Annotated in this window: 20 protein-coding genes and 2 pseudogenes; 16 read left to right on the forward strand and 6 right to left on the reverse strand. The window is 56.0% G+C overall.

Annotated features, from left to right (window positions below; all coding sequences use genetic code 11):
* The first annotated feature begins 183 nt into the window (after positions 1–183).
* From RB620_RS05555 to RB620_RS05575, 5 genes are all read left to right on the forward strand, one after another.
* Positions 184–1,572: an ABC transporter substrate-binding protein gene (locus RB620_RS05555; RefSeq protein WP_308092590.1), complete on the forward strand. Its 1,389-nt coding sequence runs from the start codon at positions 184–186 to the stop codon at positions 1,570–1,572.
* 91 nt (positions 1,573–1,663) lie between these two features.
* Positions 1,664–2,575, forward strand: coding sequence for a carbohydrate ABC transporter permease (locus tag RB620_RS05560; RefSeq protein WP_308092592.1), 912 nt, complete (start codon positions 1,664–1,666; stop codon positions 2,573–2,575).
* Between the two features lie 15 nt (positions 2,576–2,590).
* Entirely contained in the window at positions 2,591–3,406 is an 816-nt protein-coding gene (locus tag RB620_RS05565; protein WP_308092594.1) for a carbohydrate ABC transporter permease, read from the forward strand.
* A gap of 47 nt (positions 3,407–3,453) precedes the next feature.
* A complete protein-coding gene (locus RB620_RS05570; RefSeq protein WP_308092596.1) occupies positions 3,454–5,100 on the forward strand; it encodes a response regulator transcription factor in 1,647 nt (548 codons plus the stop codon).
* Positions 5,101–5,123: 23 nt separating this feature from the next.
* Complete coding sequence (locus tag RB620_RS05575) at positions 5,124–7,157, forward strand: DUF5107 domain-containing protein (protein WP_308092598.1); 2,034 nt, start codon at positions 5,124–5,126, stop codon at positions 7,155–7,157.
* Between the two features lie 94 nt (positions 7,158–7,251).
* Here the strand turns inward: RB620_RS05575 and RB620_RS05580 are convergent, their stop codons facing one another.
* The 5 genes from RB620_RS05580 to RB620_RS05600 all read right to left on the reverse strand — a co-directional run bounded on the left by RB620_RS05580 (position 7,252) and on the right by RB620_RS05600 (position 12,334).
* Positions 7,252–8,475 (reverse strand): trans-sulfuration enzyme family protein, encoded by a 1,224-nt coding sequence (locus RB620_RS05580; protein WP_308092600.1) that lies wholly within the window; start codon positions 8,473–8,475, stop codon positions 7,252–7,254.
* A gap of 29 nt (positions 8,476–8,504) precedes the next feature.
* On the reverse strand, positions 8,505–9,332 hold the full coding sequence (locus RB620_RS05585) for a carbohydrate ABC transporter permease (protein WP_308092601.1): 828 nt from the start codon (positions 9,330–9,332) through the stop codon (positions 8,505–8,507).
* Position 9,333: 1 nt separating this feature from the next.
* A complete protein-coding gene (locus RB620_RS05590; RefSeq protein ID WP_308092646.1) occupies positions 9,334–10,212 on the reverse strand; it encodes a carbohydrate ABC transporter permease in 879 nt (292 codons plus the stop codon).
* A gap of 24 nt (positions 10,213–10,236) precedes the next feature.
* Positions 10,237–11,556 (reverse strand): ABC transporter substrate-binding protein, encoded by a 1,320-nt coding sequence (locus RB620_RS05595; RefSeq protein ID WP_308092602.1) that lies wholly within the window; start codon positions 11,554–11,556, stop codon positions 10,237–10,239.
* Positions 11,557–11,653: 97 nt separating this feature from the next.
* A complete protein-coding gene (locus RB620_RS05600) occupies positions 11,654–12,334 on the reverse strand; it encodes a FadR/GntR family transcriptional regulator (protein WP_308092603.1) in 681 nt (226 codons plus the stop codon).
* A 238-nt stretch (positions 12,335–12,572) separates the two neighbouring features.
* Between RB620_RS05600 and RB620_RS05605 the strand changes: the two genes are divergently transcribed.
* The 5 genes from RB620_RS05605 (at position 12,573) to RB620_RS05625 (ending at position 17,732) form a co-directional block, all read left to right on the forward strand.
* On the forward strand, positions 12,573–13,691 hold the full coding sequence (locus RB620_RS05605; protein WP_308092604.1) for an amidohydrolase/deacetylase family metallohydrolase: 1,119 nt from the start codon (positions 12,573–12,575) through the stop codon (positions 13,689–13,691).
* Positions 13,657–14,766: a DgaE family pyridoxal phosphate-dependent ammonia lyase gene (locus tag RB620_RS05610; protein WP_308092605.1), complete on the forward strand. Its 1,110-nt coding sequence runs from the start codon at positions 13,657–13,659 to the stop codon at positions 14,764–14,766. The genes RB620_RS05605 and RB620_RS05610 overlap by 35 nt, the downstream gene beginning before the upstream one ends.
* A 476-nt stretch (positions 14,767–15,242) precedes the next feature.
* Positions 15,243–15,998 (forward strand): 2-dehydro-3-deoxy-phosphogluconate aldolase, encoded by a 756-nt coding sequence (dagF, locus tag RB620_RS05615; RefSeq protein WP_308092606.1) that lies wholly within the window; start codon positions 15,243–15,245, stop codon positions 15,996–15,998.
* Positions 15,991–17,007, forward strand: a complete 1,017-nt coding sequence (locus tag RB620_RS05620; RefSeq protein ID WP_308092608.1) for a sugar kinase — start codon at positions 15,991–15,993, stop codon at positions 17,005–17,007. The genes dagF and RB620_RS05620 overlap by 8 nt, the downstream gene beginning before the upstream one ends.
* Complete coding sequence (locus RB620_RS05625) at positions 17,007–17,732, forward strand: GntR family transcriptional regulator (RefSeq protein ID WP_308092609.1); 726 nt, start codon at positions 17,007–17,009, stop codon at positions 17,730–17,732. The genes RB620_RS05620 and RB620_RS05625 overlap by 1 nt, the downstream gene beginning before the upstream one ends.
* Before the next feature lie 245 nt (positions 17,733–17,977).
* On the opposite strand, the gene RB620_RS05630 is transcribed toward RB620_RS05625, so the two are convergent.
* Positions 17,978–19,096, reverse strand: coding sequence for an RNA-guided endonuclease InsQ/TnpB family protein (locus RB620_RS05630; RefSeq protein WP_308092610.1), 1,119 nt, complete (start codon positions 19,094–19,096; stop codon positions 17,978–17,980).
* Between the two features lie 137 nt (positions 19,097–19,233).
* Between RB620_RS05630 and RB620_RS30280 the strand changes: the two are divergent.
* From RB620_RS30280 to RB620_RS05655, 6 genes and pseudogenes are all read left to right on the forward strand, one after another.
* Positions 19,234–19,380 (forward strand): annotated as a pseudogene (locus RB620_RS30280) (2-keto-3-deoxygluconate permease); the annotation flags it as partial.
* Positions 19,381–19,392: 12 nt separating this feature from the next.
* A pseudogene (locus RB620_RS05635) lies at positions 19,393–19,761 on the forward strand (GntT/GntP/DsdX family permease); the annotation flags it as partial.
* A 115-nt stretch (positions 19,762–19,876) separates the two neighbouring features.
* A complete protein-coding gene (locus RB620_RS05640) occupies positions 19,877–20,149 on the forward strand; it encodes a type II toxin-antitoxin system prevent-host-death family antitoxin (protein WP_308092611.1) in 273 nt (90 codons plus the stop codon).
* Positions 20,133–20,483, forward strand: coding sequence for a type II toxin-antitoxin system RelE/ParE family toxin (locus tag RB620_RS05645; RefSeq protein WP_308092613.1), 351 nt, complete (start codon positions 20,133–20,135; stop codon positions 20,481–20,483). The genes RB620_RS05640 and RB620_RS05645 overlap by 17 nt, the downstream gene beginning before the upstream one ends.
* 98 nt (positions 20,484–20,581) lie before the next feature.
* On the forward strand, positions 20,582–22,276 hold the full coding sequence (locus RB620_RS05650) for a M3 family oligoendopeptidase (protein ID WP_308092614.1): 1,695 nt from the start codon (positions 20,582–20,584) through the stop codon (positions 22,274–22,276).
* Positions 22,277–22,428: 152 nt separating this feature from the next.
* Complete coding sequence (locus tag RB620_RS05655) at positions 22,429–22,890, forward strand: hypothetical protein (RefSeq protein WP_308092615.1); 462 nt, start codon at positions 22,429–22,431, stop codon at positions 22,888–22,890.

Consider the following 22,890-nt stretch of genomic DNA (forward strand, 5'->3'; position numbering starts at 1 on the left):
CTCTATACTGAGCTTATATTTCTCGGAATGAAACGCGCCACGCCGCCAAAGGACGGCGCCAGCCGTTTCACCTTGGCGCGCGAATGCAAAACTGTTCAAGATCGTTCAGGTACTGTTCAAGATCGTACATGTACCGAGCCGGAGCCTGGGCGGTATACTTACAAAAAAAAGGAGGAGTCGCCCATGAAACAAGCAAAAATCGCAACCCTAACGCTGGCCGCATCACTCGCCCTGTTCGGATGCTCCGGCAACAATAACGAACCTGCCAGCCCTAGTTCCTCTCCCGCTTCCCAAGATCCGAGCCCGGCCCCGTCGGAAGAAACCGGAAATGCCGGCCCCGAGCTGTCCGGAGATGTCGTGTTCTGGTCCATGTGGAGCGATTCGGAGCCGCAGGCCAAAGTTATCGAGTCGGCGGTCAAGGAATTCCAGTCCACTTATCCGAAAGTGAAGGTGAACGTGAAATTTACCGGCCGCGACATTAACAAGCTGATCAAACCCGCGCTTGACGGCGGAGAGAAGATCGACATCTTCGAGGGGGATCCGTCCAATGCCATCGGCAGCTTGAAGGACCATGTGCTGAAGCTCGACGATTACTTAAGCTCGCCGGCAATCGGCATGGAAGGCAAAGCCGTTCAGGACTCCATTCTGCCCAGCCTGATGAATTGGACCAAGTCGCTGTCCGTGGCGGCCGGCCTTGAGGAAGGGTACTACGCCCTGCCGCAGCAGCCGTACGCGGTGCTGTTCTTCTACAACAAGGCCGTGTTCGAGAAAGCCGGCGTAACGGCGCCTCCCGCAACCTGGGAAGAGTTCATGAACGCGAACGAGCTGATCAAACAGTCGGGCGTCGATCCGATTACGTTCGACGATGCTTACCGCGACTTGTTCATCGGCGGCTACCTGAGCAGCGCGATGGGCCACGAATGGGTCGATCAGCTCGTGAACGACAAAACCGGCGATATGTGGAAGGATCCTATCATCCTTCAATTCGCGAACGATATCGTGGCGATGAGAGAGAAAGGTTATTTCTCGAAAAAAATTGCGGGAAGCAAGTATCCGGCCGCTCAGCAGGATTTGGTCCTGGGCCAGTCCGCAGCTTATCTGAACGGCACATGGCTGCCGAACGAAGTATCCGCTACCGCGGGGCCGGACTTCGCATGGGGTTCGTTCCAATTCCCGGCCGTGCCGGGCGGCAACGGCAATGGCGGCCAGAAGGAGCTGACCTTCGGCGCGCAAGCGCTCATGCTTAACAAGAATAGCGGCAACAAGGATGCAGCTATCGAGCTGGTCAAATATTTGATCGGCAAAACGGCCCAAGAAGGCATGGTTCAGCAGGCGCAAGCGATTCCGGCAACCGTCGACACGGAATGGCCGGCGGCGCTCGCGGAAGCAAGCGCGGCGATCGACCGCGCGGAAGTGAACGCGCCGTGGGGCTTCGGCATCAACAATAACGCCGATTTCTCCAAGAGCACGATCGTTCCGGTCTTCATGGAGCTTGTCGCGGGCAAGATGAGCGCCGAGGAATACGTGACCAAGATGAGCGCGGAAGCGAAAAAATTCCATAGCGCCGGCTAATCGGCTCGCGCCAGACGAATGTGCAGTAATCCTTCGGGATTGCTGCACATCACCGTTATAGCGCCATTCACGCACCCGGGAGGGAAATTCATTGCGCATTTCAAAATCAACGATATCCCTGTTTCTGCTGCCCGCCGTAGCGCTGTACTTATGTATCTTCCTGTATCCGACCGTTCGCGCGCTGCTGATGAGCTTCTTCGAAATTCCGAACATTGCGAGCCGCATGTCGGAGTGGAAGTTTATCGGCTTTGAAAACTACTGGCAGCTGCTCCACAACACCTACTTTATTGGATCGTCATGGAACGTGTTCAAAATATGGCTGTTCGGCGGCATCGTCGTCCTGTTCTTCGCGTTCCTGTTCGCCGCCATTCTCGCTTCCGGCGTTCGCGGCAAAAGCTTCTGGCGTTCGCTCGTTTATTTGCCGAATATCGTCTCGCCGGTCGTCTTGACCGTGGTTTGGCTCCATTACATCTTCAACTCCACCTATGGTTTCCTGACCAAAACGTTCCGGTTTCTCGGCTTGAACGGACTCGCCGACCTTCAGTGGACGAGCGACGATCATTTGTTCCTGTCCATGCTGATTGCGTATTGCTTCGGTTCCATCGGCTACTTCATGCTGCTGCTGAACGCAGGCATGGAGCGGATCCCGCACGATTATTACGAAGCCGCCCTGCTGGAGGGCGCGGGACCGCTGACCAAGTTTTTCAGCATTACGCTGCCGCTGCTCCAAGACGTGTTCCGCATGGCGCTCGTGCTCTGGACGATTACGGCGATCAACTTCTTCGTCTGGTCCGCGACCTTCGGCCAGGAGAGCCCCGAGACGATGACGCCCGGCTATTACATGTACATCAAAGTGTTCGGCTCGTCGACTACCGTCTATCAGGAGGACTCGTTCAACGTGGGCGCCGGCGCGACCGTGGGCGTGATCATTACGGTTTCGATTCTTGTCCTCTCGGCCGTCATCAATTTGTTTTTCCGGCGCAAAGAGCGTCTCGAATATTAACCGGAGGGATTCGCCATGGCCAATAAGATTCGCTACGTCCCGCTCTATCTATGGCTGCTGTTCACCATCGTCTTGTTCGGCTTCGCCGTCTTGGCGTCGCTTAGCACGACGCGGGGGATCTTCACCAATACGCTGTTCGAGAGCGGCATCCACTTCTCCAACTACACCGTCCTGTTCACGGATATGGAGATGGGCCGCTATTTCCTGAATAGCGTCGTCTATACGGTTTCCGCTTGCCTAGGCGTGCTCGTGGTCGCCGCTCCGGCCGCTTATATTTTGGGCAGAGTCCGGTTCTTCGGCAAAAAGCTCGTCGAGACGATGTTCCTGTCCGCCTTGTCCATACCGGCGCTGCTGATTACGATTCCGCTGTTTACGATGTTCGTCCAGCTGAAGCTGACCGGCTCCATCCTGACTTTGGTGCTGATCTACATTTGCACGAACGTGCCGTTCAGCGTGTTTCTGTTATCGGGCTTCTTCGCCTCCATCCCGAAGGAGCTGGAGGAATCCGCCGCGATCGACGGCTGCGGTCCGATCAAAGCGTTCGTCAAAGTCGTGCTGCCGGTCGCGCAGCCGGGACTGATTACGGTTTCCATCTTCAATTTCATCTCGATCTGGAACGACTATATCTTCGCGCTCATCTTCGCGAACGATCCGAAGACGCATACGCTCGCTCTCGCGCTGCAGTCCATCGTGCAAGGCTTCACCAATTCCGGCAACTATTCTGGCATTTTCGCCGCCGCGATGGTCGTGTTCATCCCGACGTTTGTTTTGTACATCTTCATTTCCAACAAAATCGTGTCCGGCATTACGATCGGCGCCGTAAAGGGATAACCGCCCTGCCTGTTGAAATGTTCATGACGGACGAAGGAGGGATGACGATGCTTCGCGTCATAATCGTCGATGACGAAAGAACCATAAGACTAGCCCTTAGAACGATGATCGGGTGGGAACAAAACGGCTTCGAACTGGCCGGAACGGCATCGGATGGCCTGCAGGCGCTTCAACTCATTGACGATTGCCCTGCCGATATCGTCATTACCGATCTGAAGATGCCGAACATGAACGGCTTGGAACTGCTGCACGCCCTTAAGGAACGGGACTATTCCGGCAAAGTCATCGTGCTGAGCAACCACGGCGATTATGAGCTGGTCCGGGAAGCGATGAAAATCGGCGCCGTCGATTATTTACTGAAGGTGACGTTGAAGCCGGACGATCTTCTCCAAGTCTTGGAGAAGACGGCGGAGCAGCTGGCGAGGGAACGCAAGGACAAGGAACATCGCCTGCGCATCCAGCACGAATTAATCGAAACCCAGCTTGAGAAACGCAACGCCGCCTGGAAGGAGCTTCTGGAGGAGGAGGACGAGCAGCTGCCGGACGCGCAGCGGGACGCGGAGAAAAACGCCATTGCGCTCGAACGTCTGGAAGGCCATCTGTTCTTCGTCTGCATCGACCAATACAAACAAGCGCTTGCTGGCGGCAAGATCAAGAACAAGAAGCTGCTTCACTTCTCCGTCATGAACATTATCAAAGAAATCATATCCGGCAACGACGACATCGACCTTATCGATCTTGGCGACGGCCAATATGCCGCCGTTCTGTACGATACCCCATGGACTGAAGGCGACGCGGCAAGCACGCAGCTTGCATCGAATATCGTCAAGCTGATCCGCACGTACTTGAACCTGGACGTGAGCGTCACGATCAGCGGCCGATTCGGCGGGCTGGGCCAGCTTCGCGAGCAATACCGGTATTGCCGGCGGGCGGCCGCGGCAAAGTTCTACCACGGCGCGGGATCCGTCCTGCTGGCCTCGGCTACGGCATTCGACGAGAAGCTGACGAGCTCGCGGTTTCCGGATTGGTCCGCCGCCGTGAAAGCCGCCTTCGAAGAAGAGAACGACGAGGCGCTATCCGCGCAGTTGGGGATCATGATGGACGAGATGGTCGCGGTGCGATGCGATCCGGAGCTCGTGAAGAACGTCTTCCTGATTCTGCTCACCGACTTGGAGCATATCGTCGCGAAGTGGAAGAGACAGAACGACAGGCCGGGCGGCGACACGGAGAGCGGTCAATCGATCATCGCGATCAAGCAGCGGATCATGCACGCGGAGTCGGTTCGCCATCTCCAAGCGGACGCCGAATCCGCGCTCCTGCACGTCGCCTCGCAATTGCGGGAAACGAAGCGGCAAAGCTTCAGGAAGGAAGTGCTCCATGTGATCGGCATTCTGCACGATCGCATGGAAGAGAAAATATCGCTCGACATGCTGGCCACGAGCGTCAATTTGAACGAAAGCTATCTCTGCCGCATCTTCAAGCAGGATACCGGCAAGAGCATCTTCCAATACATGAACGAGCTCAAGATTAATCACGCGGTCGAGCTGTTGAAAGGGCGGGACGCGCGCGTGAAGGAAGTCGCGGTTTCCGTCGGGATCGAGGACCCCTTCTACTTCAACCGGCTATTCAAGAAGGTAGTCGGCGTCAGTCCGTCCGAATACCGCAAAAAAATATTGGCTGGGCATCATTCCTAGCCGCAACAAGGAGGCTGACGGCAATGGCTGTATTTCCATCCACCCTGCAACTGGACGGCGCTCCCCTGGAAGGCGCAAGTCCGCTGCCCATGTTCCGAAGCCGCAACCCGCATCGGGAAGTGTCCGATAACGGCACGTTCTCCGCGGGGCATCGGGAGAAGCTCGGCTATGAAACCGGGGAACGTTATTTGCCTTACCGCATGCAGGACCGTTATTCCAGAGATCTGGTTCCCATGACCGTGGAGACCATCGTGCTGGAGAACGATCGTTTGCGGGCGACCTTCCTCCCCCAATACGGCGGCAGGCTGTATTCGCTGATCGACAAACGGTCGAACCGAGACATTTTGTATACGAACCCGGTGTTCCGGCCCGGAAACCTGGCCATTCTGAACGCCTGGTTCTCCGGCGGAATCGAGTGGAACATCGGCCAGGTCGGCCATACGTTCACCACCTGCTCGCCCATGCATGCCGCGAAGCTGACGGATCGGGACGGCAACGAATTTCTTCGCCTGTACGAATACGAGCGGTGCAAAAACGTATTCTGGCAGTTGGACTTCCATCTGCCCCCGGGATCGGACCATCTCCAAATCTACGTACGCATCGTGAACGATAACGACGAGGAAGTCCCTATGTATTGGTGGACGAATATCGCGGTGCAGGAGACGCCACAAGCCAGAGTATTCTCCGAGACGGACGAGGTCGTCTATATCGACCATGCCATTAAGGGCTTCGGGCTCGGCCGGCTGCCGAACCTGCCCACCGTACCGGATACGGATGTTTCTTATCCGATGAACTTCCCGTTCTCGAACGAATACTTCTTCCAGACGCCGGAGGCTTGCGCTGCCCCGTGGGAAGCCGTCGCCTACGAGGACGGGCGATTGTTCTACGAACGTTCGACCGCCTTGCTTCGTTATCGCAAAATGTTCTGCTGGGGCCATCATGCCGGCGGCAGACGCTGGTGCGACTTCTTGTCCAGGCCCGGCGAAGGCAATTATATCGAGATCCAAGGCGGATTCGCGCCGACGCAGCTGCATGGACTGGATATGCCTGCGGGGTCGGAATGGGATTTCACTCAGATCATCGGGATGGCGGATGTCGACGCCGATCGTGCCATTGGTCCGGATTGGCGGGACTCGAACGCCTACGCGCGATCCGAGGTGGAGCGCCGGATGCCGGAAGACGAGCTGCTGCGGCTGCACGAGACGCTGAGAGCGGAAGGAACGAAGACGACCGGGCAGCCTCTGTTCCACGGCTCCGTCTGGGGAGCTTTGGAGCGCAGGCGCAGGGAGAAGCTGAATGGGCGGAGCCTTCCGCAAGGCTTCGACTTCCCGCTCTCCGCGCTGAATGCCGAGGGTGAAGGAGCCGACTGGCTGACGCTGCTCGAGGAAGGGCGCATGCCGGAGCGCGGCGCCGGCGAACAGCCGAAAGCCTGGATGGTGCAGGACGAATGGCTGGCGCTGCTCCAAGGCAGCCTGAAGACGCAGGAGAACGAAAGCTGGAACGCCTATCTGCATCTTGGCGTCATGCTCTACGAACGAGGGCGGGAAGACGAGGCGCTTGCGGTATGGGAAACCTCCCTCCGGCTGAAGCCGTCCGTCTGGGCCTATCGCAACCTCGCCGAAGCGATGCGCCGCAGCGGAAGACGTCGCGACGCGTTATTTTATTGGCGGGAAGCGCTAACGCTCGCGCCCGTACTTCCCGACCAAGCGCTCTCCGAGGAATATATCCGGCTGCTGATCGAGGACGGGCGATACGAAGAAGCCTGGTCCTTCTATAACCGTCTGCCGGATAAACAGAAGGCGGCCGACCGCATTCGGATCATTGTCGGGGCGGCTGCGCTGGAGCTGGACAACGAAGCGTTCATCAACCGCCTCTTCCTGCAGGAGTTCGCCGTCATTCGGGAAGGGGAGCTGCTCATCATCGAGCTCTGGTACAAGTATCATGCGCGCAAGATGGCGAGAGACCGAGGAGAGCCGTTCGCGGAGTCCCACATCGAGGAAGCCAAGCTCCGGTTCCCGCCGCCGAACAACATCGACTTCCGGATCATCGGAGAATAAAACCGTCGCGCAAGCGGAACGAAGGGCTGTCCCGGAAGGTCGAACGACCTTTCGGGACAGCCCTTGTTTGCGGATGGCGCACGGCTAACCTCCTTTAGCGGGCGAGCTCTTGCGTTTCATCCGGTTTATGCGGTTCAAGCGGTTCGTTCGCAGCCGCAAGCCACGCCTGCTCGAGATCCCCGATTAGCTCCGCCGTGTCCTCGAGCCCGATGTACAGCCTGACGACCGACGGGTTGCCGCCGTCCGGGTTTCTCTCATCGGGTGTCGCCCCCACCGTGACGAGGCTCTCGTAGCCGCCCCAGCTTACGCCGATGCGGAAGTAACGAAGCGAATCGGCCCAACGCTTCATGACGGGCACCGGCAGCTTCGATTCGAAGGAGAAGAGGCTGCCGTAGCCGTCTAGCTGCTTCCGGGAGAGCGCATGCTGGGGATGCGATTGCAGTCCGGGATGATTGACCCGGTTGACCAACGGATGGTCTTCCAGATAAGCCGCGATCGCGAGGCCGCTCTTCTGATGGCGCTCCATGCGCAGCGGAAGCGTGCGAAGGCCGCGGATCATGAGCGATGCCGTATGCGCCGTCATGATGCCCCCGAACAGCATATACCCTTTGTTCCCGATCCGGTTCATGATTGAAGCTTGCCCGACCGCGACCCCTCCCAGGCAATCGCTATGGCCGGACAAATATTTGGTCATGGAATGCAGCACGACGTCGATGCCGAGCGTAAGCGGCCGCTGGAAGCACGGCGTAGCCCAGCTGCTGTCGATCAGCGTCAAGACGCCCGCTTTCTTCGCCAGCTTGGCGACGCCCTCCAGATCTTGCAGCTGGAACAGGCCGGACGTCGGACTTTCCAAATAAATGATTCTCGTATTCGGCCGCAAGGCCTGCTCGAAGTCGGACAGCCGGCTTCCGTCGACGTAGGTCACTTCGACGAGATAACGTTCCGACATTTCGTTCAGGAATTCGCGGGTCGGCCCGTAGGCTTGCTTCACGCAGACGACATGATCGCCCGACTTCAATAGCGCGTGCAAGGTGCTTGCGATGGCGGCCATGCCGGAGGCGAAACATCGGGCTTGCTCGCCCTGCTCCAGCTCGGCGATCCGGCTTTCCAAGTAGCTCACCGTCGGATTATTGCCCCTGGAATATACCGTCGCGCTTAAGACATCCCGCATCGCGAGATCGAAGCTTTCGTGATTCTCGAACGCGAACAGGCTGTTCTGATAGATCGGCATCGCGACGGCTCCGTAATGTCTGGGATCCACTTGATCATGCGCCACTTTCGAATAGATGCTTTCATCCGGTCCCTTGCTCTCTGCCATGTTAGTCCCTCGATCCATGCTGTAATGGGTTATCCTTTCTCCGCGCCTTGCGTCAACCCTTCCACGATGAATCGCTGGGCGAAAGCGAACAAAACGATCGTGGGCAGGATCGACAATACCGTTCCCGCCGACATCGCGCCCCAATCCACGTCGAACTTCATGACGAAGGAATTCATGGCGACCGGTATCGTCTTCAGCGCGTCGTCGTCGATGAACATGACGGCCATGAACAGCTCGTTCCAGTTCTGGACGAACGCGAAAATAAAGGTCGAGGCGATGCCCGGAAGCATGATCGGGATAATGACCCGGATCAGAGCGGTAAGCCGCGAGCAGCCGTCGATCATGGCCGCCTCCTCCAGGCTGCTCGGGATGCGCTGGAAGAAACTGCGCAGCATGATCGTGGAGAACGGAATGAGCATGACCGTGTAGGCGATGACCAAGGACATGCGGTTATTGATCAACTCCAGATCCGCCATCAGCAGATAGAGCGGCGCGAGCGCGATGAAACCCGGCAGCATCTGCGTGGAGAAAAACGCCATCATGATTTGTTTGTGGCCCCGGAACTGGAATCTGGCCATCACGTATCCGCTAAGAATAGCGATCGCAAGCACGATCAGCGCGGAAATGACGGAGATGAGCAAGCTATTTCCGATATAAATATGAAACTTCGAGATTTTGAAGATTTGGGTGTAATTCTCGAACGTAAACCGTTCAGGCCAATAACGGATCGGGAAGGAGAAAATATCCTTCTGCGGCTTCAGCGACGTGATCACGATCCAATACAGCGGGAACACCATCACCACGAAGTGCAGCGCCATATACAACACCTTCAAGCCCATCAGCAAGCGAGGTTTCATTTTAGAAATCACCCGCCTTCTCCGACTTGGTCGCGAATAAATAGAAGATGGTATAAAGCATGAGGATCCCGATCATGATGACGCCGATCGCCGATGCCATGCCGTAGTCTCCGCCGTACAAAATTTTGTCCAGCATGAGGGAGGACAGAATATGCGTCATCCCTGCGGGTCCGCCGTTCGTCAAACCGTAGATGATCGACGGGTCGTTGAAAATCCAGATCGCCCTCAGCAAGGTCGTCGCGATAATGGTAGGCAGAATAAACGGGAACGTCACGTTAAAGAACTTCCGGACGACGCCCGCCCCGTCCATGTCCGCGGCTTCATACAAGTCCGCCGGCACCGACTGCAGCGCGGCCAGCAGCATGATGGCAAAAAACGCGATGCCGTACCATACGTTGGCGACGATTACCGAAATCATCGCCCAGTCCGGATCGGAGAGGAAGCCGATACGGCTCTCGATCAAGCCCGTGCGCATGAGCATGTCGTTAATGACACCGATCTGGGAATTGAACATCCACTTCCAGATGAGCCCGATCAAGAAGCCGGACAACGCCCACGAATAGAAAATGAATCCTTGATACACCCCTCTGCCCCAGAAGCGCTTGCGCAGGATAAGCGCAAGCGACAAGCCGAGCAGAAACTGGAAGACCAGCGAGAAGAACACCCAATAGCCGCTATTCGTGAGCGCCTGGAGAAACTTCGGATCGCGGAAAGCGTCCGCGAAGTTCCGAAGCCCGATGAAGCTTACGTTGGACAGATCGAACAGGACGTAGTTCTGGAAGGCCATGATGACCCCTTGGAAGAACGGGTAGAACGTGAATATCAGCAGCAGCAATAATGCCGGAAGCAAGCTGAGAAGGATAAACGTGCGCTGCCTCATCAATTCAATCACCGCCTTTGATTCTTATTTGTTCATTTCCGCTTTCGCCGCCGTCCAATATTCGTCCCATTTCTTCAACGTTTCTTCCGCGGTAGCCCGGCCGAGCAGCAGCGCTTGGCCCGATTCCATCGCGACCGTTCCCCACTGTCCGTTGGCCGGGTATTGGAACGGCGGCTTGAAGTTGACGAACGTATCCGGTTTATTCGTCATGTCCAGCAGCGTTTTATAAGGACCGTTCTGGAAAAACTCGTCTTCCGTCGCCGAGGAGTGGATCGGCACGGTGCCGTGATTTTTGGACAGGTTCGTATTCTCCTCCGGCGAGGACAGGAACGCGATTAGCTTCCATGCCGCTTCCTTGTGCTTGGAATAGGACGTGATGCCCCAGCCCGCGCCTCCGGCGGAGATCAGCGCCTTGCCGGCCGGTCCCGTCGGCATCGGAGCGGTAGCCCAGGTGCCTTCCTCCATGCCGTCCGTCAATACCTGAATGACGTCGGGATCTTGCAGCAGGAATGCGGTTACGCCTGAGGTGAACGCCTGCACCTGCTCTTGGAAGCCCCAGTTAATCGAGTCGGGAGGGGAACCTTCCTTATACAGCTTCACGTATTGCTCCAAGGCGGTCTTGGCTTCCGGCGACGAATAGATCGTGCCACCATCCTTTAGGAACATCGCGTCTTCGATATTGATCGTCTCCGAGCTGTAAGCCTGGATCATCGTATCCGGGACGGCATTGGCGCCCGGTCCTCCCCGGAAGGAGAATCCGTAGCGGTTATTGGCGGCGTCCGTCAATTGAACCGATGCGTTCACCAGCTCTTCGTACGACGCGGGAACTTCGATGCCCTTCTCCTTCAGCCAATCCGCCCGATAAAACAATTGGCGCTGGTACAGGCCGTTTGGGATAAAATAAAGCTTGCCGTCGACCTGGGCAACGGATTGCGCGACCGCGGTGACCGTGCCGAAGTCGCTCCATGACTTGGTATATTCGTCAATCGGTTCAACGTAGCCGTTGTTTACGAACTCCGCCACGTTCAGATCGCGCACTTCCACGATGTCCAGCTCTTGCTTCGCGCCGAGCATCGTTCTGATTTTGTTGTCCGCCTGATCGAACGGAGGAGAAACTAATTCAACTTTAATGGCGGGGTTTTGCTTCATGAATTTATCAATGCTAGCTTGAATCAATTCGGTTCTGCCAGGGCTAGTCAAGCTTTCGATCATACGCAGCGTAACAATCTCGTCACTGCCGTTGCCGCCGGAACCACCGGAACCGCCGGAGCTGCACGCCGTCGTTAAACCGAGCAGCAGTACGATCGACATGGCCGATAACATCCACTTTTGCTTTGCTATCATTCGCATTTGAATCCCCCTCGATATAGTTTCATACTTTCTGCCTGTATGATAGGTCAACTATACTGTAAGCCTTTTCATTTTGTCAACAAAAAAACGCTCAATATTTCCGGATCGTTTCTTCGATAATATCCATCATTTTATGGAATTCCGTAAGCGCGTGCGCCACGTCATGTTGGGCGATTCCGTCGAACATCGTGCGGTGGTAAGGATACGTATTATCGAATAATTCCTTCACGCCGAACGGACCCGCGAAAAACTTCTCGATCAAGCCGGCGATCGATTCGTATACGCTGTGCAGCAGCGGATTGGCCGCCGCGTGATAGATCTGCTGATGGAATTCGAAGTCGATTGCCGACGTATCGAGGCCCCTCTGCTTCCGTTCGTCGTATTCCTTCAGGCATAGCCGCAGCTTCTCGATCATCTCCGGGTTGATGCGCATCGCGGCGAGCTCCACGGCTTTTCCTTCGAGCGCCCTCCGGACATCCAGAATATGGAGCAGGAACTTTTTCTCGTTCTCCACCTTCACCTTGCCGCTATAACGGAACGAGCCCGCATCATTGACGTAGATCCCCTTTCCATTCACCACTTTAATGATGTCGATGGCCTCCAAATACCTTAACGCTTCGCGCAAGGACGAACGCCCGACCCCGAACAGCTTGGTCAGCTCCTCGGCCGAAGGAAGCTTGTCCCCTTCCTGCAGCTCTTTGTCTTCGATATACTTTTGGATTTCCTCCGCGACAAGCTCGTGCACGTGCTGCTTTTTGATTTTACGAGACATTCCGTTTGTTCTCCCTTTCCACCTTTCAGATAGGTGAATCTTATGCGAAAGACTATGGTTTGTCAACAAGGTTTGAGCTTGGACTGCGCATGGACTCAGCTTGATCTGAGCTTGCTTTTATTTGGCATGCCAAACATTATAACGTTATATTGTATTTTCGATTTTCTATGATATTCTAGAGTTGTGGAAAAGCTATGCGAGACATCAATCACGCAGACTTGGAAAAAAGGTGAACGGTATGCATCAACGATACGTATTACGCAATCTTAAACTCGTGAATGAAGAACCGGTGGATATCGCGATCGAAGGCGGCCTCATCGCCGAGGTGAGCGAAGCAGGCGGCAGGCTCGCGGATGAGGCGAACGGCATCGACTGCTCGGGGCAATACGCGTCGAGCGGCTGGATCGACATGCATGTCCATGCCTTTCCCGAGCTCGATCCGTACGGCGACGAGATCGACGCGATCGGCGTGGAGCAAGGCGTCGCCACCATCGTCGACGCGGGAAGCTGCGGAGCCGACCGGATCGGCGAATTGCTCGCGAGCGGCGAGCAAGCGAAGACGAACCTGCTCGCCTTCCTGAACATCTCGCACATCGGGCTGCTGCGGATCGACGAATTATCCGATCTGGCCTGGATCAATCGGGAGAAATTGCTTGGGGCGCTTGGATCGCATCGGGACGCCATCGTCGGACTGAAGGCGCGCATCAGCAAAAGCGTCGTGAAGGGCAGCGGCATCGAGCCGCTCCGCATCGCGCGGTCGTTCTCCGAAGAGACGGGAATGCCGCTCATGGTTCATATCGGTTCGGGCCCGCCCGCGATCGAGGAGGTTGTTCCGCTTCTCGCGAATAGGGATATCATCACGCATTATCTCAACGGGAAAGCGAACAACCTGTTCGACGAGGATGGTAACCCGCTGGGGGTGCTGCTTGACGCCATCGGGCGCGGCGTGCGCCTCGACGTCGGCCACGGCACGGCCAGCTTCTCGTTCAAGGTGGCGGAAGCCGCGAAACGGCATGGCATCGCCTTCGACACGATCAGCTCCGACATTTACCGAGGCAACCGCTTGAACGGACCGGTGTACAGCCTCGCGAACGTGCTGACGAAATTTTTGCATTTGGGATACGCCCTAGACGAAGTCATCGCGGCGGTCACCTCGAACGCGGCGGACTGGCTCGGCAAACCCGAGCTTGGGCGCATTCAAGCGGGAGACCGGGCGAACTTGACGCTGTTCACGGTTGAGCAGCGGAAGACGGAGCTCGTCGATTCCGAAGGGGACAGACGAATCACCGATCAACGAATAGAAGCCAAAGGAGTGGTTGCAGGTGGCAACTTCATTAAATGCAAAGTATGGCCTTAAACGGGTCATCAACGCTAGCGGGCGCATGAGCATTCTCGGTGTATCCGCGCCGACGGATACCGTCATGGACGCGATGAAGCACGGCGGGCAAAATTACGTGGAAATCGCGGATCTGGTCGACAAAGCCGGCGATTACATCGCGGGCATTCTCGGATCGGAAGCGGCGGTCGTCGTGAACTCGGCCTCGAGCGGCATCGCTTTGTCCGTCGCGGCGATCGTGACCGGCGGCAACAAGCGAGTCAGCCTTCGCCTGCATCAAGAGCCGATCGCGAAGAACGAAATCATCATGCTGAAGGGACATAACGTCCAGTATGGCGCTCCCGTCGATACGATGGTGTACCTGGGAGGCGGCCAGGTCGTCGAAGTCGGTTACGCGAACGAAGGCAAAGCCGAACACATCGAAGACGCGATCGGGCCGCTTACGGCGGCGATCCTGTACGTGAAGTCGCATCATGCCGTGCAGAAGAACATGATTTCGGTCGAGGAAGCTTGGGAGGTCGCGCAGCGCAGAGGCGTGCCGCTCATCGTGGACGCAGCCGCGGAAGAGGATCTGCAGAAGTATGTTAAGTTCTCGGATTTGGCAATCTATAGCGGCTCCAAGGCGATCGAAGGCCCGACCTCCGGCATCGTCGGCGGCAAGCGCGAATATATCGAATCGGTCAAGACGCAGCTGCACGGCATCGGCCGCAGCATGAAGGTCGGCAAGGAAACGACGTTCGGCCTGCTGCAAGCGCTGGACGAGTATAGCGCGAAGGAAGACAAAAGCGAACAAGAGAAAGAAGCTTTGCAGCAGCTCATGGCCTTGAACGAGCTGGCCGGCGTCAAAGTGACGATCGTGCAAGACGAGGCCGGACGCGCGATCTTCCGCGCGCGGATCGCGATAGACCCTGGCCAGTCCGGAACGACAGCCAAGGCGGTCGTGGACGGCTTGCAGAATGGCGACATTGCCATCTACACGCGGGATTACGGCGTAAGGCAAGGGTATTTCGACATCGACCCGCGTCCCCTGATGGGCGACGATATGGCGGTCATCGCAGCACGAGTGAGCGAACTGGTGACGGGCTCTCGTTCGTAAGACGCCGGCCCAGTAGCGCGCCGACAGAAAGTTCCTATTAGAACAAACAGACGGATACCATGCTTGTTCCGGAGCTCGCACGTCGCGTTTGTATGCGAAATTTCGTACACATTGCTCGCACGGGGATCAAATGCGGCAATTGTATTCGAAATTTCGTACACATTGCTCGATTCAGGGCTCGAACACCGCGATTGTATGCGAAATTTCGTATACATTGCTCGCACGGGGATCAAATGCAGCAATTGTATGCGAAATTCCATGCACATTGCTCGATCAGGAGCTCAAACGCCGCGATTGTATGCGAAATTTCGTATACGCTGCTCAATCCAGGGCTCGCACGCGGCATTTGTATACGAAATTTCGTATACGTTGCTCGCACGGCGATCAAATGCCGCGCATATGTGCGAAATTTCATACACATTGCACGATCTAGAACTCGAACACAACTATTACCTGATTAACAGGAGGACACTAACATGACATCCATCGCAAAACGTTTCTATAAAAACCGCGTCGCCCTGAACGTGCTGGCGAACAGCATCGAGAACGCCAAGGAAGTGTTCGAAGCGGCGGAAGGGTACGTCCTCGTCGGCGTGCTGTCGAAGGATTACCCGACGGTTGCCGAAGGCGTCGCCGCCATGAAAGCGTACGGCGAAGCCATCGACGATGCCGTATCCATCGGCCTCGGCGCCGGCGATAACCGCCAAGCGGCCGTCGTCGCCGAAATCGCCAAGCAGTACGGCGGCACGCATATTAATCAAGTGTTCCCTGCCGTTGGAGCGACCCGCGCGAACCTTGGCGAGCGCGACAGCTGGATCAACAGCCTCGTTTCGCCGACCGGTCAAGTCGGCTACGTGAACATTTCGACGGGTCCCGTCAGCGCTGCGCAGGACGAACTTGCCATCGTGCCGGTGAAAACGGCGATCGCGCTCGTGCGCGACATGGGCGGCAACGCGCTGAAGTATTTCCCGATGAACGGCCTTGCGCGCGAGGACGAGCTTCGCGCGGTCGCTCAGGCTTGCGCCGAGACGGGCTTCGCCCTGGAGCCGACAGGCGGCATCGACAAAGAGAACTTCGAAGCCATCCTGCGCATCTGCCTGGAAGCCGGCGTGCAGCAGGTAATCCCTCACGTCTACTCCTCGATCATCGACAAAGCCACGGGCAAGACGATCGTGGAAGACGTGCGCGAGCTGCTCGCGACGACGAAGCGGCTGGTCGACGAGCATGCCTAAGCGGATCGCGGCATTCGGAGAAGTCATGATGCGCCTGCAGGTACCCGGCTACGAGCTCCTGTCCCAATCGAATACGCTGCAGTATTCGTTCTCCGGGACGGGCGTGAACGTCGCCGCGGCGCTGGCGCGTTTCGGCCACGAGGGCTGCCTCGTCTCCACGCTGCCGGATCATGCCGTCGGCGACGCCGCGCTGGCGTATCTTCGCAGGCTTGGCATTACGCCATCCTTCATACGGAGGGACGGCAAGTACGTCGGCATGTATTTCCTGGAGAACGGCTTCGGCGCGCGGCCTAGCCGCGTGACGTATACGAACCGGCTGGAGAGCAGCTTCAATACGGCGCCGGAAGGCGCCTACGATTTTAACGCGATCGCTCAGGCCGTCGACGTTGCGCATTTCTGCGGCATTACGCTGGCCATGAACGATGCCGTCAGAGGCCACATGAAAGCGTTCGCCAAGGCGGTCAAGGCAAGCGGTGGCACCGTCGCGTTCGACTGCAATTACAGGCCGAGCCTGTGGGGCGAGAACGCGTATGCGAAGGCGAAGCCTTTCTACGAAGACATGCTGGCGCTCGCGGATATCGTCATGATGAACGAGAAAGACGCCATGTTCACGCTCGGCATGACCACGGAGAAGGAAACGCGCCGGGAGCAGCTCGAGGATCTCATTCCCGCCGTCGCGGCGAAGTATCGGATTTCCGCAATTGCGGGTACGCATCGTTCCATCAACGGAGACAATACGCATGCGCTGCAAGGTTTTATCTATACGGACGGAGCATTCACGTACGCTCGCCCGCTGACATTCGCCGTTCATGACCGGATCGGCGCGGGCGACGCCTTCACGAGCGGCATCATTCACGGTTTGACGGAAGGCTGGTCGCCCGAGGAGATTGTGACGTTCGCGGCGGGGGCGGGCATGCTCGCCCACACGATCGTCGGGGATACCCCGATGTCGTCCGTCGGCGACATCCGAAAGGCGCTTTCGGATACCATAGGCGACGTAGAAAGGTAGTGCGCATAAACGTGAACCTATCTCGGAAGAATAAACCACTGTATATGCAAATCAAAAGCATTATCAAGGACCGGATTCTGCACGGGGTATACCCGATTGAATCAAATATCCCTTCCGAGCCGCAGCTCGAAAGCGAATTCGGCGTCAGCAAAATCACCGTCCGGAACGCCATCGGCGAGCTCGTCCAGGAAGGGTATTTGGAGAAAGGCAGCGGCAAAGGCACCAAAGTCGTCCGCAACACCTCGACGTCGAAGCTGTCGAAGCAGAAACGGTTCACGGAGGTGCTCGTCGAAAGCGGTCACCGGATCCGGAAGGAGCTGCTCATCGCCGAAGTCGTCGTGAACGAAGCCGGCTCCTTGCCGCATCGTTTGTTCGGCTCGCAATGCTACCGCATCGAGCGGCTCTACCATTTGAACGACGAGCCCTATATTCATTACATGCACTATTTGACGATGAAGGCGGGGGGCATCGAGCTCTCCGATCTCACTTCGCAATCGCTGTACGACATGCTCGAGGAGCATGAAGTCGCGCTCGAGAAGTTCCGCGACGAATTTGCGGTCACGCTCGCTCCGGCTCACATCGAACAGAGGCTGCGCGTCGCTCCCGGCACGCCGCTGCTCAAACGGTCGCGGTATTCCTATGACGGGGCGGGCAACCTCATCGAGTTTAGCGAAGGGCTTTACAATACGGCCATGCATAACTACGTCGTCAATTACGACATTTAGCTATACGGCGAGATCGTCCGATTCTCGCCTTCTTCATTTGATTTGGAAGCGGTCGCATCTAAGGGGGAACTGGAAGGTCAATGACTCCCACTTAACTATCCTTTGAAGCGGGAGCTTGTAACTACCCGATCGTGCTATCGTCTTTAGCGACTCCGATCTTTTGTCATTCAGAAGTACGTGGTGTTACATCCACGATAAGCATACGCTTACCGATGGGCAGATTGACAACTGCCCTGCAAGCCTAGTCATGCTAAACCTGTACCTTGTAGAAGGTACTCTTTTCCCTTCAAACATAGATTCATCGCGCCTACGCGGTCATCATTGCTTTCATAACCGCATGTCCGGCAACGGAAGCGATGTTTTCGTTTATCCCTATTTTCTTTTGAGATATGACCACATAACGGACACGTCTGCGAGGTATGCTTCGGATCGACTGCAATTACTATTGAGCCAGCGAGCAGCGCCTTGTACTCTATCATTTTACGAAGTTGATAGAAGGCCCACGATACTGTCACATAACGATCCTTGAGCTTCGTCTTTTCTGTTGCGCGGCGGACACCTGTCAAATCCTCCAGCACGAACAACGTATTTGCTCCATACCGGGTAACGAGTGCCTTGCTGACTTGATGGTTCACGTCGGTCATCCAACGGTTTTCTCGTTCTCCGATTTGCTTCAGTCTGCGACGGGATGACGGTGTTTGTTTGCGCTGCAGTTCCGAACGCAACCGTTTGTAGTTTGCTCGTTTACGTTTCAGTGCCCTTCCCCGATAGAAAACCGTTTTGCCGTCGTTCCCATACGCTGTTACGATAAAGTTGATGCCAAGATCAATCCCTGCCACCTGTTTGATGTCCTTGAGCCCAGGAACCTCCGTGTTCTTCATCACCGGAATATGCAGAAACCACTTTTGCTTTTTGCACACCAGCTTGGCAGTGCCGAATGTCCAAGAACCGTCAAGATAGATTTCCATGCCTTTCGCCTCGAAAGGGACTTTGATTCGGCCTTGTAACGTATTGACGGAGAACAGCTGCGCTTTCAGCGAATAGTCCCTGTTCCATACGAGATCATATTCCGGCTTCTTGAAGCGCACGAGCGACCAAGCATGCCCGTTGCTCCGAATCGTCTTGTATCTGGCAATGACAGTTTTCATCACCGACTGCGCCATTTGGGAGCGCAAGCCCATCGTATTGCGGAGGGTTTGATACGTCACTCGGTGCACGGAAGGCTGCTTCAATTCGCCCGTATCGAACACAAGTGCAGAGACGAGATTGCAGCCCTGCCGATAAGCAATCATAGTTTGGTGCAGCGCCTCTACTTGACTTTCCGTCGGTTTGATTTTGATTTTTGCAGTGACGGTTAAGATCATATGTTCGCCTTCCTTTCTATGCTTAGTATAGCATATCGTGGAGGGCAAGAACATTCAAAAAATCGTTCAAGCTAGCGCCTGACACCCATTCCTCCCCGCTTGAAGAAGCGGGAGTATCCTGTGCCATTTTAATGAATATGGATCTATATTTGCTGTTGATCACCTTGTTGTCCATCGTGATCGTTATTCTGGGCGTCGCTTGGTGGAAGTGGCATGTCTTTATCAGCTTGACCGTGGCGGGTTTGTTCCTCGCGGTCATGTCCGGGCTGTCTCTGGATTCCATCGTAAAAGCGTACGAGACGGGCGTGGGCACGGCGATCGCCGGCATGTCCGAAAGCGCCGCGTTGTCGCCGATCGTCCTCTCGTTTATGGTCGCCGGCCTGATCCGGATCGCGACGGGTTCGGCGACGGTCGCGCTGACGACCGCTGCTGGCATCGTTGCCCCTATCGTCGAGCAGATGTCGGGCGTCAATTTGGAGCTGCTCGTCATCGCCACCGGCGCGGGCTCGCTCATGTTCTCGCATGTCAACGACGCCGGCTTCTGGCTGGTGAAGGAGTATCTCGGCTTATCCGTCAAGGAAACGTTCAAAACGTGGACGGTGCTTGAGACGCTGCTCTCCTTCATCGTGTTCGGCACGGTGTTGCTCGTGGATATGGTGATTTAACCGTAAAAGAAGATCGTTTGCTTCCTGGTTGCACAGGAGCGTTGGGCGATCTTTTTTTGCGACCATATGTTATAATATCGTCAGAATAATGTCATCCATTGAAGGGGCTGAACATATGAATATTAAGCCGTCCACTACCATTAGGCAAGATTACAACGGTTTTTCGAAATATTGCCACGAAATCGATGAACCGGTCATTCTCACCCGTAACGGCGAAGCGGATTTGGTCGTGATGAGCATTGAAGCCTTCCGGCGCATGGAGGCTCGCAACAAGCTGCAATCGAAGCTTCTGGTCGCAGAGAAGCAAGTGGCGGAAGGAGCCGAACTGCTTGATCACGATCAAGTAATCGGGAACTTGCGGAGGAAGTTAAATGCCGCCAAAGAATAAAATAAAGTATACCCCCGCGGCCGTCGACGATATGGATGAGATCTTCTCTTATTTATCCCAAGACAACGTCGATGCGGCGGAAAATCTGCTCAACAAGCTCGCTGGTCAAATCTCACAGCTAGGCGAATTCCCACAATTGGGTTCGGTTCTAGCCGAAGACGAATATACGCTTATTGAACGCGGCTACAGATTTATTGTCGTACATCCTTATTTAGTCTTTTATCGTATTCTTGGCGATACGGTTGTCATTCATCGAATCTTGCATGGGCGGCGGGACTATCTTCGCGAATTGTTTGGCCAATTGGCAGTGAAAGTGCGTGTTACAACCTCTTAAAGGTCACGGACGGCTATAGCCATATTATCCCCTGTAATGGCTTCGCGAATGGCGTATAATGGAAGTGGCACAAATTTTTGAAAAGGCGGTGTACATCGATGAAATTTAGCGAATATACATACGAGCGTCCCGACGTGAAAACATTCGAGGAGCAATTCAAGGCGCTGCTGGAGACGTTCGCGTCTGCGGGAAGCTACGAGGAGCAAGACAAGGCGATGGCGGCCCTGAACAAGCTGCGCAGCGAATTCGATACGATGCAGACGATCGCGAGCGTCAGGCATTCCATCGACACGAACGACGAGTTTTATAAAGCGGAGCAGGATTTCTTCGACGAGAACGGGCCGATCGTACAGGAGTTCGTGACGGATTATTATCGGGCTCTAGCAGAATCCAAGTTCCGGGCGGAGCTGGAGTCCAAGTGGGGACGGCAGCTGTTCCGGCTTGCCGAGTTGTCGCTGAAAACGTTCAGTCCCGAGATCATCGAGGATCTCCAGCAGGAGAACAAGCTGACAACGGAATATTCGAATCTGATCGCCTCCGCAAAAATCCCGTTCGAAGGCGAGGAGCGCACGCTCGCGCAGCTCGGTCCGTTCCAGCAATCGACCGACCGCGACATGCGCAGGCGCGCCGCCGAGGCATCCTCCGGCTTCATGGCCGAGAACGAAGCGACGCTCGACCGCATTTACGACGATCTGGTCCAGGTGCGGACCCGCATCGCGAAGAAGCTCGGCTTCGACAACTTCGTGGAGCTCGGCTACGCACGCATGAGCCGGACCGATTACGACGCCGGAATGGTCGCCGGCTTCCGCAAGCAGGTGCTTGACCACATCGTGCCGGCCGCGACGAAGCTGAAGGAGCGCCAGCGCGGCCGCATTGCCGTCGACGATCTTCTCTACTACGACGAGAATCTTGCGTTCCTGTCCGGCAACGCGACGCCGAAGGGCGATCCCGACTGGATCGTGGCCGGAGGTGCGAAGATGTACGCCGAGCTGTCTCCGGAGACGGATTCGTTCTTTACCTTCATGCAGGAGAACGAGCTGATGGATCTCGTAGCCAAGAAGGGCAAACAGGGCGGCGGGTATTGCACGTATATTAGCGAGTACCAAGCGCCGTACATCTTCTCCAACTTCAACGGGACGTCCGGCGACATCGACGTATTGACGCACGAGGCGGGGCATGCGTTCCAGGTGTACGAGAGCAGAAGCTACGCGGTGCCGGAGTACAACTGGCCGACATACGAGGCCTGCGAAATCCATTCCATGAGCATGGAGTTCTTCACATGGCCGTGGATGGAGCTGTTCTTCAAGGAGGACGCCGACAAATATCGGTTCGACCATCTCGCGAGCGCGCTGATCTTCATCCCTTACGGCGTGACCGTCGACGAATTCCAGCATTTCGTCTACGAGAATCCTGATGCGACGCCGGCCGAGCGGAAGCAAGCTTGGCGCGAGATCGAGAAGAAATACCTGCCGCATCGCGACTACGCGGACAACGCGTATCTGGCAGCGGGCGGGTTCTGGCATAAGCAGGGCCATATTTATCGCACGCCATTCTACTACATCGACTACACGCTGGCACAGATCTGCGCGTTCCAGTTCTGGAAGAAGTCGCGCGAGGACCGTTCCGCCGCTTGGAGCGATTATCTCGATCTGTGCCGTCTCGGCGGCAGCCTCTCCTTCACCGAGCTTGCTGGCGCGGCCGGCCTCATCTCCCCGTTCGACGACGGCTGCGTTACCTCCGTCATCGGCACGATCGAAGCTTGGCTCGATGGCGTGGATGATCGGGCGTTATGAGAAACAAAGATTAATCGAACAAGGGCACTCTCGCGAGAGGGTGCCCTTTTCATTATGTCAGCTCAACCAATCTGGATGGTTGTCCGTTTCGTTGCATGGCAGCGCTGCATTAAATAGATTGAGCATTTGGACAAACAAAAGGGGGTGAAAATATGTCCGATAAACACAAAGAAACTTTGAGCACCGGACCTTTTCATGTGCCTGCGTTTAATCCGTTCAACCAAGACAGACTGGTTATTATACTCAAGAATCCGACAAACAAACCTTTAGAGGCTTCGGCAAAGATCGATGTATGCCCGCTGCCGCCGGTCGATCCCGTCAGCTTTCCGTTCAATACGGCGGAAGAGACTTTCTTTGAATTTCCCGAAACCGTTGTGCCGGCAATGAGCTGTACCCGAATCGAAGTGGTTATCGCGCCTTTTATACGCAGTACGTTGCATGTAACGACCACCGGCGATTATAAAGTTTGCGACGATATACCCGTATGTGGAAAGCTGGAAATCAGCGTAACGGGCGGAAGCGGAATTGTAAATGCGCCAGGTCTCATCAATGCGGATCCAAGTTTATTTTTCCGATATGATAATTTTGTCGTATGCGATAAGAAGCACGACTAA

This window comes from Paenibacillus sp. LHD-117, assembly GCF_030929555.1.
GTDB lineage: Bacteria > Bacillota > Bacilli > Paenibacillales > Paenibacillaceae > Pristimantibacillus.